9 protein-coding genes and 1 tRNA gene are annotated in these 14,559 nt (G+C 27.2%); 4 read left to right on the top strand and 6 right to left on the bottom strand.

The window, feature by feature from the left end; translation table 11 throughout:
- Position 1 precedes the first annotated feature (1 nt).
- A complete protein-coding gene (locus ACZ5EP_RS02275) occupies positions 2–691 on the top strand; it encodes a metallophosphoesterase (protein ID WP_464509262.1) in 690 nt (229 codons plus the stop codon).
- On the opposite strand, the gene ACZ5EP_RS02270 is transcribed toward ACZ5EP_RS02275, so the two are convergent.
- Positions 685–1,593 carry a YfdX family protein gene (locus ACZ5EP_RS02270; protein ID WP_464509261.1) on the bottom strand — a complete coding sequence of 303 codons (909 nt, stop codon included), beginning with the start codon at positions 1,591–1,593 and terminating at the stop codon, positions 685–687. The genes ACZ5EP_RS02275 and ACZ5EP_RS02270 overlap by 7 nt on opposite strands.
- Before the next feature lie 169 nt (positions 1,594–1,762).
- The gene (locus tag ACZ5EP_RS02265) at positions 1,763–2,356 is read right to left on the bottom strand and encodes a LysE family translocator (RefSeq protein ID WP_464509260.1); all 594 of its coding nucleotides are present in this window, start codon (positions 2,354–2,356) and stop codon (positions 1,763–1,765) included.
- Positions 2,357–2,396: 40 nt separating this feature from the next.
- Between ACZ5EP_RS02265 and ACZ5EP_RS02260 the strand changes: the two genes are divergently transcribed.
- The 3 genes from ACZ5EP_RS02260 (at position 2,397) to ACZ5EP_RS02250 (ending at position 4,182) form a co-directional block, all read left to right on the top strand.
- Positions 2,397–3,476, top strand: a complete 1,080-nt coding sequence (locus ACZ5EP_RS02260) for a pyridoxal phosphate-dependent aminotransferase (RefSeq protein WP_464509259.1) — start codon at positions 2,397–2,399, stop codon at positions 3,474–3,476.
- A 110-nt stretch (positions 3,477–3,586) separates the two neighbouring features.
- Positions 3,587–3,892: a F0F1 ATP synthase subunit C gene (locus ACZ5EP_RS02255; protein ID WP_123351882.1), complete on the top strand. Its 306-nt coding sequence runs from the start codon at positions 3,587–3,589 to the stop codon at positions 3,890–3,892.
- 203 nt (positions 3,893–4,095) lie between these two features.
- Positions 4,096–4,182: transfer RNA gene (locus ACZ5EP_RS02250), tRNA-Leu, on the top strand.
- Between the two features lie 19 nt (positions 4,183–4,201).
- Here the strand turns inward: ACZ5EP_RS02250 and ACZ5EP_RS02245 are convergent.
- The 4 genes from ACZ5EP_RS02245 to ACZ5EP_RS02230 are packed head-to-tail and all read right to left on the bottom strand — an operon-like array spanning position 4,202 to position 14,541.
- Positions 4,202–6,847, bottom strand: coding sequence for an AAA family ATPase (locus tag ACZ5EP_RS02245; protein WP_464509258.1), 2,646 nt, complete (start codon positions 6,845–6,847; stop codon positions 4,202–4,204).
- Between the two features lie 9 nt (positions 6,848–6,856).
- Entirely contained in the window at positions 6,857–7,681 is an 825-nt protein-coding gene (locus ACZ5EP_RS02240) for a hypothetical protein (RefSeq protein ID WP_464509257.1), read from the bottom strand.
- A 9-nt stretch (positions 7,682–7,690) separates the two neighbouring features.
- Positions 7,691–9,160: a hypothetical protein gene (locus ACZ5EP_RS02235; protein ID WP_464509256.1), complete on the bottom strand. Its 1,470-nt coding sequence runs from the start codon at positions 9,158–9,160 to the stop codon at positions 7,691–7,693.
- Positions 9,161–9,162: 2 nt separating this feature from the next.
- Positions 9,163–14,541 (bottom strand): ATP-binding protein, encoded by a 5,379-nt coding sequence (locus tag ACZ5EP_RS02230; RefSeq protein WP_464509255.1) that lies wholly within the window; start codon positions 14,539–14,541, stop codon positions 9,163–9,165.
- Between the last annotated feature and the right edge of the window lie 18 nt (positions 14,542–14,559).

The raw sequence follows: 14,559 nt of genomic DNA, 5'->3' as shown, positions 1-14,559 counted from the left end.
CATGAAATACGTTATCTATGGCGATATTCATGGATGCCTTGAAGAATGGGAAGAGCTTAGACGGCTCATTCCCAAAAATTCTTTTGAAATATGTCTTGGTGATATTTTAGACAAAGGCCCTTTTCCCGTAGAATCTCTCAGATATGCTCAAAAAAACAATATATTTTCCATCATGGGCAACCATGAATACAAACATCTTCGCAAACACTGGGGACGAAAAGTTGTTTTGGATGAAGATCAGCAAAAAGTGTATCCTCAATTAAAACAAAAAGATTTTGATTTTATAGAATCAATGCCGTTTTTCTTGAAATTAAACCATCTGACTCTTATTCATGCAGGAATAAGCAACAGGCTGTATCTAAACAATCCGAAACTTAATTTAATGACTCTGCTTTTGTTTATGAGAGATGTAAATGAAGAAGGTAAATTTCTACCGCTAAACCATAATAATCCCAATGCAAGATTTTGGGCCGACGTTTATAACGGCCATGAAGGCTTTGTAGTTTACGGACACTCTCCGTTTAAAGAGCCTAATATAAAAAGAAATTCAGCAGGTATAGACACCGGATGTGTTTACGGTAATAAACTTACCGCCCTTATTATTTCAAACACGTTAAAACCTTGGGAAAACGAAATTGTACAGGTAGAGGCTAAGCAAAAATATGCCGAGCCTCACGTGCCGTTTTATTGATTTTTCTTCTCGTCTTTAATGTCTTCTTTATTATCTTCTTTTTTTGTAGGCATCTGTGTAGGATTTTTTACTTTATTAAATCCGCTCATAAATGAACTTAATTTTGTTTTAAGATTTTCAAAAATTCCTTTTGTACCTTCCTCGCCTTTAAGTTTGTTTTCAATATTCTCTATTTCTTCGAACAGATCTTTATAGTCAGTTTCAATTTTGCCGTATCCTAAAGCCTGTGCGAGTAACAGCTGTTCTTTTGCATATTCAAGAAGTTTGCTTAATTCTTCTTTATTTGCTTTATCGTTTTCTTTTGTCATTTCACTGGCTTTTATTATAGTTTTTTCAGCTCTTAATATCGGTAAAGGAATTACTACTTTTTCAATAATTAATGTTTCAAGCGCTTCAACAATCAACGCTTTAGCCTCTTTAAATTTACCTTCTTCCACTAAAGGAATAATTGCTTTTATAACTACCGGATATGTCCCTATCGGTAATGCTGTTATATAGATATCCAGTTCACTTGCAAGATTTAACATAATATCTCTCGCTAACGCAACTTCTCCCTTTTTAATTAACGCAACAACTTCTGTTTTTGCAAGTTCAACATCTTCAACCGTTCCCGGAAAATCAACAACTTCCTGTCTTACTCCCACAGGTACAGCCTGTAGTGTCGGATCTTTAGCAACCAGTACTTCAAGTTTGCCAAGAACTTTTTCTATTTGTTCCAAAACTTCTTCTTTATTTTCTTTATCAAGAAGTTCAACTACTTTTACAACTGCATTAATCGCCTCTGTAGCTTCTTTTGTTATTTTTTGCACTCTTTCATCAACGTAATTTTCTTTTGCCTCCTCTACATTTTTAGTAACTTCTTTGTTTTCTGCTACTTTATTTTCTTTTTTTACTTCTGCCATTTTTTCCTCCTTAAAAGTTTTCAAAATTATACAACATTGATATATACTTTGTCAAGTTTATTTAATCGCATTATTCATGATATTTTACAAAGATAACTTAACTTTAAAACACTGAAATATTTTTTTAAGCTAATATATTAAAATAACAACAGTTAAAAAAAGGAAAAAATTAAAAAACGGCTAAAGAAGCTTTGTATGCCGTATAGAATAAGCTTGCTGAAAAAAACAAAAACAGAGCGCTTGAAATCTTATTTACCGCATTCATAATTTTTTCTTCAATATTCAGTTTAGAGCTAAAATAGGCCGCTGTTAAAAAAGCTGCAGAAATACCTGCGTAAAGACTCACCAGACTTAACATAACATTCTTACTCATGAACGGTGTTATTACTACTGCGAAAAATATCATCGCCTTGGGATTTGAAAGATTTAAAAAAAGAGCCTGTTTGTAAATATCAAACTTTTTATAATTGTCGCATCTTTTTTCAATATGGACTTTTTCGTTAAACACCGCTACAGCAATACGAAAAAGATATATTCCGCCTAAAATTCCTACTGTCATCTGAAAATACGGATTATGACCAATACTGCCAAGCCCTATTCCAACAAGTGTCAGATAGACTATATTACCGGTTAAAATACCTGCAACGGCCAAAAACGCGGAAACTCTCCCTTTGCACAGTCCCTGCCGTATGACATAAAAAATATCAGGTCCGGGAGTTAAAGCGGCAAAAAAACCCATACTTGCAAGTATTATATAATCCATTTATATCCTTTTTGATAAAATTATACAAAAAAGGCATATAATGAAACCGTTTATAGTTATGGATATTTTGAAAAAAGCAAGGGAGCTCGAAGATGTTATCCACTTAGAAATAGGAGAACCCGACCTTCTGCCCTCTCCAAAAGTAAAATCAGCACTCGAAATGTCAGTTAAAAACAACAGTTTTTTTTACACCGAAGCAAAAGGACTAAAAAAACTAAGAGAAAAAATATCGGAACATTATAAAACTATGTATGACGTTGAAGTAAATCCTGAAAATATAATAGTAACCACCGGAACATCTACAGCGTTTTTAATAGCTTTTTATTTTTCAAAAATTATTGCCACCCCTACTCCTGGATATCCTTGCTATGAAAATTTTGCTGAGCTTGAAAATAAAAAATTCATTAAAATCCCTACCTGCTTTCCGGAATACAAATTAAACCCTAAAGATTTAAACAGGTACAATTTCGATACGCTTATGATATCTTCGCCAAACAATCCTACAGGTACGTTATATTCTAAAGAAGATTTAAAAAGCATATGTGATTACTGTCAAAACGAAAACAAGCTTCTTATTAGCGATGAACTTTATCACGGACTGGTATATTCGGATGATTACACAACCGCACTGAAATATAACGAAAACGCCATTGTTATTAACGGGTTTAGCAAATATTTCTGTATGCCGGGTCTGAGAATCGGATGGATGATAGTGCCGGAGAAATTTAAAAGGAATGCGGAAATAATTGCTCAGAATATCCTGATATCTGCCCCTACGCTTTCTCAGTATGCAGCGTTGGAAGCTTTTGACTATCAACATCTCAATACAGTAAAAGACGAATTTCAAAAAAGAAGAGACTTTTTATATAACGAACTAAAAGATCTTTTTCCTATAGCAAAACCTGAAGGAGCTTTTTATTTATGGTGTGATATAAGTAAATACTCAGACAATTCACTTAAATTTTGCAACACTCTGCTTGAAGATGCTAAAGTCGCTGCAACTCCGGGAATTGATTTCGGTGATTTTAATAACTTTATCAGAATTGCATACACCAAAAATATTAATGAACTTGAAACTGCGGCAGAAAGAATAAGGAATTTTTTAAAAAATATTAAATAACTATTAATATTTACAAAATTTTTGGTTATAATTTCAATGCGTTACGTGTTAAGTAGGGATACGCAAGCCGAACGGACGTGGCGTAATAAAATATCACAAAAGGAAGAAACATGAAAAAAATCGTAGCTCTTATGGCAATTTTCGCAGCATTTGCTTTCGCAGCAGATGGTGACACAATGATTAAAGCATACAGCGTAGTAGCAGCTGTTGTAGGTCTTGGTCTTGCAGCACTTGGTGGTGCAATCGGTATGGGGCACGCTTCTGCGGCAACAATCGCTGGTACAGCAAGAAACCCTGGTATGGGTGGTAAACTTATGGGTACAATGTTCATCGCATTAGCGATGATCGAAGCGCAAGTTATTTACGCACTTGTACTTGCACTTATCGCACTTTACGCTAACCCGTTCTTAGGTTAATATCAAAACCCTTTTTCGGGTTTTTTTATTTTTTACAACATCTAGTGTCTGTCACTATTATCAATTTTTTTATTTTACTTTTTCTATTTTTAATTATAACAACACTTAAAATTCAAACATTAAAACACATCTTTAATAAAAACACGCAAAAAGCCTTAACACTATTGAACATAACAGATCATTTTGATATAATTTCAATCCGCGCGACGGTGGTGGAATTGGTAGACACGCAAGGTTGAGGGCCTTGTGGGCGTTAGCCCGTGAGGGTTCGAGTCCCTCCCGTCGCACCATTAATAAATTTCATATTTTTTACTTATTCAAAAGTTTTAAAAACTCATCCTCATCAAGTATTTCTTCTTCAAGTAATTTTTTTGCAATTTTTTCAATTTTGTCCCAATTTTTGTCAATCAACTTTTGAACTTCCGTTTCAGCCTCTTTTATCCAAACTAAAACTCTGTCTCTAATTTTTTCATCCAGACTTATTTTTAAATCTTTTAAATTTGATAAATTTACATTACCAACTTCTTCATCCATACCAAATTCTGTAATTGCAATATACACCAGATTGGTAGCCTTTTCTAAATCATTGCTTGCACCACTGTCAATTCCTGCCATCCCATATTTTTTTATCTGCGCATATCTTCCTGCTAATAAGATTTGTAGTTCTTTTTTTATATCTTCTTTACTTAGATTTTTAAAAAAACCTTCATTATTATATGCAACAAAACCAAGCGCTTTACTGCGTGGAGTAATAGTAATTTGTTCTATTTTTACTTCAGGTTTTAATATTTTACTTATTACTGCATGTCCGGCTTCATGTATTGCTGTAGATTTAAGTGTTTTACTTATATCTATATCTTCAATTTTTTCACCAAACTTTACAGTATTAATCATTTCAATTAAAAGTTTTTCGTCTAAATATTCTTTACCGTTTCTTAACATTTCAAGCCCGACTTCTCTTTTTACCTTTTCCAGATCTGATCCGTTCATTCCCGTAGTTAATGTAACAAGTTTTTCAATATTAAACTCACCTTCTGATTTATAATTGTTTATGATATTTTCTATAAAATATTTCCTTGCATCTTTATCAAGCGCTTTTATTTCAATTTTCAAATCAATCCTTCCGGACCTTAACAAAGCAGGATCAATATTTTCAGGATAATTTGTTGCCGCTATAATAAACACATCTTCAATATCATCAAATCCGTTTATTTTTGACAATAATTTATTAATTATTATTTCTCTACCCTGATTGACTCCCCTTTTACCTATTGCATCAAACTCATCAATAAATACTATACTTGGCGCATATTCTTTTGCCGTATCAAAAACTTTGTCAATTGTTTCAAGATTTAATAAATCAGTTCCTGTTGTAGCTAAGAACGGCAAACCGGATTCTTTTGCCATAGCCTTGGCAAGCATAGTTTTACCTGTCCCCGGAGGTCCGTATAAAAGTATTCCCTTCGGTATATCAATTCCTAAACTTTTCAGTTTTTTAGGACTTTTTAACAGTCTGACAATTTCATTTAATCTTTTTTTTGCTTTTGTATGCCCTGCTATGTCATCAAAGCCGACATTAGGTATTTCAAAAACAATCGTATCTTCATAATCACTCATTTTTTTTATTTTTTCAAAACTGGCATTTGTAATTTTGTATATAAAAACATTACCGTGTAACTCAACTTCTTTTTTAAGTCTAAGTGTTAGGTTTTTTCGAAACATAAATTTAATTATGTCTTCTTTCGTCAAAGGTAAAATTTCATTATAAAAAAATTTTTTCACACTTTCTGAAATATCTATTTTTACTTCTCTTTTTACATTTAATTCCAAGTTATTATCAACAATAAAATCGCTAATCAAATCAAAAAAATCACTTCCTATTTTGCTTTTAAGTCTTCTTATGTCAATTCTCGGTGCATAACTCAGAAGTAATAACGTATAAACAACATCACTCAGATCTTCAATAAATATATTATATTTTTCCAGTACAAGAATTCTGTATTTGTTTAATACTTCTTTTACTATTTTTATTAGATTTTCAAAATTTAACTTTTTAAACAATAAAAGTTCCCCGCTTGTTAGTCTTGAAAGAAACGGTGGCGTAATTGCAGGGACTTCTCTCCCTTCTTCCAGTTTTGTTTCTTTATGCAGAGATTCGATAATCATCTGTTCGGCTTTATTATAATCATCTTTAACTATATCCCAAAAATAATTAGAATTATAAAGCTCTTTACCTACGTTTGATGTAAATATTAAAACAGTTTCACTAAAATCCACTTCCTGTATTTCAGGAAAAGCGGGATATTTTTTATCAGTTCTGGATTTTTCTCCGTCAAAAGGAATATATTGTCCGTCTTTTTCCACCCATCCGCATTGGTCTACAAGTTTACCGTTGTTAAATATTGGTAAAAGAGCATTTTGAATACTGTTGTGAGCTTTTTCTATTTCATCAAAAACTATAACGGATTTCGGGTTTTTCAAGACAAAATCAGTCAAATAACCGGGCTTAGAATTTGCAAACTTAAAATCACTTCCATACAAAGTCATACCGCTGTCAGCTCTGGTAAACTGACCCATATCAAAAACTCTAAACTCATACCCTTCAAATATTTTAGCTATTGTCTGTGCCAAATATGTTTTACCGGTTGCAGGAGGTCCTAAAAATAAAAACGTAGCTTTTGGACCCTTTGTATCTATCAAATTATTTTTAAAAGAATCAACTATTTTTTCAACAACATGATCCTGTCCGAAAATATATTTAGGAAGAACTTTTTTAAGCTTTTTTGATATTTCTAAAGGATTATAATTTATAAATTCTTTATTATTTTCTTTTGGTTTATTAATATTAAACTTTTTTTCAACAATTAAAGAAGATTTGAATTTTTTCATTTCATCAATAATATCTTCAAAAAAACAATCATCAAATCTATCTTTGAAATTTTTTAAATTATTCATTATATTCCTTTAAAACCAGTCTTCATAGTTTTCTTCATTTTCTTTAACATACATATAGATTTCTTCGGCTAAAGACTTATCCAAACCTAATTTCATTATATTTTTTATTATTTCTTCATCATTTTTTGAAAAAAAATTAATTTTACTCCAAACTACTCCTTCAAAAATAGGTGAAAATAGTTTTTCATTTTCTTTTTTTAAGTAATCCCTTAATTCCCATATAATTCTCAGATAATTATTAAAATAAACTTTTTTTTCTTTATCAGTCATATTATTTACTAAAAATCGATAATAAATGTTAATAAATTTCAACACAAACCAGTTCAACATTACAATTTCTTTCTTGTTTAACTCTAAATTATTTTTAAGCCAGTTTAATGCGTCAAAAACAATAAATACAATTTTTTTAGACATTTCGATTAAAATAAAATCATTGTGTCTTTTATTTATCTGATCTATAATAAATGAATTTATTTTTTCCAGACTTTCCTTATCTTTATAATATTTCTTTAAAAAATTTGCCAAATAAACCGCTATTGCCGCATTGTATTCTAATTCTCCGGATTCATAGCATTCCAATGATTTAATCATCAGTTCTTTTTCTTTTACATCTCCGGCCAAATTAGCATAAAGTGCTTTTAAAAAAATTATTTTTTCCTCACTATATTTTTTTTCTAATTTATCTATAAAATTTTTCAAACCTTCAATATCTTTATTTTCATACAATTTAACCGCCTCGGATTCTTCTTCCGTTGATACAAAATCAAAAATAGATTCAAAATCATCATCCATAAAATCATCAAACATATCTTCATTAAAAAAAATTTCACTCATTCTTATTCCTTATTTTATTGAAATATTTTTTTTAAACTCTGCAATTTTTTTATAAATTAATTTTCTTTTTATTATCATTGCAAACATCGCAGCCATCAGACATATACTTACGGATGAAAAAACAAAAGGATGTTCGTTAAAAGTTTTCACAAGCCACTCTTTTGACAAAAAAGTACCCGCAATACCTACAAACCCCATACCTATACCTACAAGAATGTCAGTATTGTCTTTTGTTCGCTGATAAGTTTTGTTTATATTGTCTTCTACTTCATCGAAAAGCTCTTTTGTCTCAAGACCTTTCATTATTGATTTATGTATTTCATTAGGCTGAAATTTAACTGCTATTTCTTCACTCATAAACATATTGTGCAATTTTTGCACTTCTTCAAGTTTTTTAAGGTCACTCTCAATATCAATAAAATCTTTATTTTCTATAAGCATATGTTCCAGTAATTTAACCCTGTAATTTACGTATAAATTTAAAATATAAATAAAATAATTAACACTCCTGCAAGCTGATACAATCATGCCTCCACCTTCGTTTATCGAAAAAAACGCTAATGAATCTTTAACAGCAAGACCGGACCAGTATTTCCATATATTTATTCCGCCTTTACTGACAGTTTCATTTATATAGCTTTCATTCGCTTCCCACAATTTTTGTGGATAAAATTCTGAAGTTGTGGCCAATAAAAAAGGTACCTCTTCTATTACACCCGTTCCGTCAATTTCTATAGTTTTCAGTTCCTCCTCATAGTCAGATTCTATTTTTTTTAATATTTCTTCATCAATATCAACATGAACAGCGGTTAACATTTTTGCATAATATGATGAATTGTATATCGGATAAAATTCATACCTTTCAAAATCATTTTTTTCAATGTTTAAAAATGTTTTTTCACCTGTTTTGGTGAGTTCAAATATCCAATCTATAAAATTTGACACTTCTTTTTGATATTTAACCCTAATATTATTATTTTCAACCATTAAATCCCTGAAATCCCTCAAATTTCTGTTAACCATACAAGAAATTTCATTTAAAGATATTTTGTTTTCAACTGGTAGTTCAAACTTTAAAACAAAAAAAGCAATATTAGCATCTAAAATCCACACATCAATTTCGCTGATTAATATCTTAATTTTTTTACCGTCTGTTTGAGTATTAATAAAATACTCTTTGTTATCCAACTCTTTTCTTAAAAGCAGATTAGGTTTAAATTTCTGTAATTTTTTTAAATCAACTGACGGAATCATGCTTTCGTAAATATATTTTTTTATTTCATTTAAAGGATCCAAACTCCTATTTTCATTATTCAAAATTCTCCATCCGCTCTTTTCAAGTTCATCAGCTGAAATACCTCTTTCATAAAACCTTTGAGGAAGAGGGATTATAAAATAAGAAAGAAAATTCAATTTATCGTTATATTGTGATATTACCGAATTATTACCTATATATTTTATCTGTTCCTGTCTGGTCATATTTATTCCTCAATAAATACTTTTTTAAAATTACCGAAAGTAAACTCTTCTATAAAATCGTCCCTGTCTTCAATATCAAACTTATCCCCGTATTTTTCTATAAATTCATTTAAAATCGTTTCATCGGATAAAAATTTCTCTTTTAACGCCCTAATAATGTTTCTCTGTTCTTTTTTATCCATACTTTTAAGTTTTTCTTTAGTTTCTTCGATAATTATATCAAGTCCACTTTTTTTACTTTCAGTAATTTCAAAATATTCAAGAACATCTTCAGGTGATAAAATGGAAACAACATCCAACGTTTCTAATATATGTATTCTTCTAATTAATTCAATTTGTAATAACGGATTTTCAATAATATTTGAAAAAATTATTAAATTTTGTTTGCTTTTGAATAAATCTAATGTCTTTTTTAACAACTCATAAGTATTTCCAATTTTTTCTTTAGTTATAATAATTAGCACTATATATTTAATTGCTAAATGTAATATTTCTTCATCATTAAAATTTAACATTATTTTTATTAAATTATTATAATCAAATATATATAATATTTCATTATTATTTAATAATATTTCTTTAATTAAATATCTATCATTAGTTAATAAAGCAAATTTAAATAATAATTTTATTTTAATTTCTTTTTCTTTAATTTTATTCAAAACATTATATGCTTCTTCTTTTAAATTAATTTCAATTAAATTACTTATAATTTCATTTAAATAAAACTCTTTGACGTATTCAGAAGAAAATTCGTTTATCTTTTTAAAGGCTTTGTTAAATAATGTAATATTTTTAGTTTTTTTTGCAATTTGAATTAATATTTTTAATTTATACTCTTTTATATCCATACAAACAATATTGTTATCATTTTCACCATTCAAATTATCATAATTTTCAATATATTCATCAATTATAAAAATAACATCATCACTTTTATCAAAAATTTCTAAAGTTTTATTTATAAATTTTTCTTTTGTAATTTTATTAATTACTTTAAAAATCATTGAAAAATAATCTTCAACATCTACTTCTTTTATATTAAATTTATTAATTTCATTAATACTATTAATTAGAATATTCTCATATAATTCTAAATTATTTTTTTTCTCTGCCTTTAATAAATCATTTTCAATTTTTATATATTTTTTTAAATTTTGATGAATAGAATAAATAATAATTTCAATATTTTTCATAATATCATCAGAGCTTTTAGATTCTTTTTTTTGTTTTATAATTTCACAATTTTTATTTACATTCGAACTTTTTAATTTTTTCTCTTTAAAAATTGATTTTACATTTATAAATCTTCTTTTTTTTAATTCATTATTTTTAATATGAGTTTTAATGAATTTAAATATATTTTTTAGTATTTTTTTTTCTCTGTTATAATATTCTATAATACTTGAATAGCTTTTTAACTTAATTTGTGAATTTTCAATTTTATTAATTAGTAATAAAATATTTTCAATTGTTTGTTGATTTATTATCTTTTTAATCACCAAATAATATAATTCATCTCTATTAATATTATGTAAATATATTTTATTAATTATAACAAGTACTTCTTTAATAAAACCTTGTTCAATCATGATTTTAATAATTTTTAAAATAATATGATATTTTTTAATTTCATTATCCATCTCTTTTATTAATAAAAACGCTCTTTTAAATAAACGTTTGTTTTTTGTAATTTGAGCCATTTTTAACAACAATAATACTTGTATTTCTTTTTGATTAATACTGTTTATAAAATTATTAAATTCATAAAACATACCGAAAAAGTAGATTTTATTTAATAAATTTTCAAAAGTTTTTGATTCGTATACATAATCTTCTTCTCCAAAATCAAAATCTTTAATTATATTTATAATTTTTTTAACTTCTTCCTTTTTTTTAACATTATTTATTATTATAGACAATGCTTCTAAACGATATTTTTCTATAGAAATAATATTTACCAGGGACAAAGAAATATCAAGTGCACTTTGTCGAATTAATATTTGAATAACTTTAATTAATAATTTTGAAAATGGTAAATGTATATACTCATATGATTCATCATATATTAAATCACTATAATAGAAATTACTTTTACTTATAGATTGTATTTTTTCATCAATTTTTTCAAAAATACTCAGCATCATCTTTTGGTCATTAATTATTTGTGCTATATCCAATAAAAATCTCCACTTAGTATATTCATTTTTTATATTTTTATTAATTAATATTTTAATATCATTTAAAATATTATAATTTTTTATATGCCGAAATTTTATTAATAAAACTTCTATTAAAATCTCTTTAACAAATTCTTCTTCATCATTTTTTTCATATGTCTTTATACTTTCTAAAATTGCATTTAATAATTTTATATCTTTAGTTTTTTTTGCAATATTTAATAAAAGTTCTAATTTAATTTTTTTTATTCTTACATGTTTTGCAACAATAAATGCTTCATGTAACAAATTATTATTTATCAACATTGTAATAATTTTTTTTTGTGTCAATGCATTAACATCAAAAAAATATTGCAATAATTTATTCAATGTTTTTATATTATTATTTTTTTTGATTATTTTTTCTATATCATCAATCTTTATAACTTTTTTTAATGCTTCGTTTTTATAACCTTCATCTAATATATTTTTAATTTTATTCTCTATTATTTTCAAATTTATGGCATTTTTATCAATTTTTTTATCCTTTATCTTTTCCACAATTCCAAGTGCTAGTTCAACATCTATCTTATCAATCAATTTAACCTTATACTCATCATCCAAAAACTCCATAACCTCAACAAACTCATCTGATAAATGCTCTTGTTTGGCTATGATTTCTATAAAAAAATCTTTAAGTTCTTGAGGTATGTTGTTTATCCAATCGTTTTTGTGTTTTATAAATTCTCTAATATACTCGGGTTTATTAATATTTAATACAATTTCAAAAAACTTATCATAAATATAGTCCTGATACAATTCCATATATTTCAAAACTTTTTTGTAATTTTTAATAAGAAAAGAAAGTTCATAAGCATATTTTATTTCAAATAAAAATTTATTTTGCTTACTGTCAAATAATTTTAAAAACTCTTCAATTTCTTGCTTTATTTTATGATCGACACCGGTTTTTTTTACCAGATTGTAATAATTTCCGTTTTTTACATCATCAAAACCGAGCAGTGACTGATAGATTTTAAAATGTATATATTGATAATACATATGATAAAACTGACTATTATAAAAGTGTTGCAAATCTTTTATATCTTCTTCATCAAAACCTTTTATATATCTGATAACCGTTTCAAGCAATGTAAAAGTTTCACTTCTTTTATCCAAATATATATATTTATTTCTTGGTTTGATGTATAAAATTTCCCTGATTTTTTCATTTTCAAGTATAAAAAGTTCGTCGTTGTCGTTTAAATATTTTTCTATCGCATCACTTACAGATTGATGATAAAACCCGATTTTTCCATCAGTTTCATATAAAAATATTTCTATTTCATTAAATGCTTTTTCAAATTCTTTATAGTCTTTAATAATATTCAAATCTTTAAATATTACTTTTATATCCCTTTTATAAACATTCTGAAATGTTAAATATAAAAACTTCAATATTTTCATTGCCGTATTTGAAGCCCTGTTAAAAGAATCATTATAAAACTCGTCGATACCTTCAGGAAGTTTTTTACTCCATTTTTTAAACTTTTCAAGTTTTATTTTGGAATTTTTAAGTGTAGTCATAAGATAATCAAGATACAAAGGAAGTGATTCGGACTTTTCTTTTATTATTTGGATGATTTCATTATAATCTTCTCTTTTTTTAATCTCTTTCGGAAGTGCTATAGAAATCAAATCCTCAACTTCATACGGTTTTAAATTATCAAGCTGTAAGTAATACCTGTCATTTTCTTTATATTTGACAATTGATGAACTGTAATCAGCCGCTTTTTTGGTTATCACGGATTTCATCTCGGAATAATCACGGCTTGTAAACACTAAATGAATATTTTTTGAAAAATTCATAGGAATATTTTCAATTATATATTGCCAGTCTTTAAATTCATCAAGTCCGTCCATTATTATCAAAAGAGGATTATTTGCATTTTTTTCATACATTTTAAACAAAACATCAAACTTGTCAGCTACACTCTCTGAGTCGTTTTTAAGTCCTTTTAAATTCAAAACTGCAGTAATTACACTTTCTATTTTAGAATAAACTGTATTAAGCTCTTCTTCTCTGCTTCCTCCCATATTTGAACTTTGAGCGTAGAAAATAAAAGTTTCTAAATTACCAGTTTCTTTTTTTAGTTCCTGCACAAGTTTAGCGACAAGTGCCGATTTACCTATACCTGGTTTTCCGGTAATATAAGTAAACGTTGCCTGTGAGATATTGCTGAATATATGAGATTTAAGTTTTTTAAGTTCCTCTTCTCTTCCGACAAAATTATCCAAAAGATTTAAATGTTTAGTTTCATTGGTTACTTCTTCAAATATAACCTGTTTCTTTCTAAAGTCACCTACAAAAGACAAAAGATTTTCAATCTCTTGAATAAATTCATTATCCGCCAAATCTTTTATATTGTAAAAATGATTATACCCATAATCCAAAAAATTAATTTTACTAATATCTTTTTCATTGAAAAAGAAAACTCTTACTTTTTTATTATTACATTTATCATCAAGACAACATGAATATTTATTACAAGGAATATACGCAATAAGAGGTAAAAGGTCTATTTGAATATTTTTAAATTCTGCAGTTATTTTAAATCCGTTTTGTTTGAAATATATATTTTCAAACACTTTTATAAGATGGTTATTTAATTTATCAACTATCTGACCTATAACATTTATTGTTTTTTCAATGTAAAGTCGTTCTTTTTCATTTTCTTCTTTAATTCTGAATGAGGCCGAATGCCCTTGAAAGTGATTTCTGAAACTTACAAGATACTGCTCAAAAAGATTAAAAAGATTTTGCAGTTTTATTTTTTTATTTTCTTCACCTTTTAAGGAATATATCGTATCAATTTCTAAATTTATCTTTTCTTTTTTAAATATGTTTTCCAAAAATAAATAAAATTCATTTTTCAAATATTCCGATGATCTGATTTTTTTACCGAAAGGAAAAACGGCCAAGCTCTTAAAATCACCTAAAGAAGGTTTTTCTTTGAGATTATTAACTATTATTTTCTCAAACGCTTCTTTGTCTAAAGACTTTAATACCGAAATATTCAAAACTGCAAAAAATTTTATCGATGATTCTAAAAAATCCATTCCTGTGCGAAACTGATTTTGATAATCTTTTTTTTCTTTATATTCATTATAATCTTCAAGCAGCAATTCAAACAAATTTTTATATATATTAACTCTTTTCACCCTTCTCCCCTACTTTAA

The organism is Nautilia abyssi, assembly GCF_055388085.1.
This window is presented reverse-complemented; position numbering and strand designations above follow the sequence as displayed.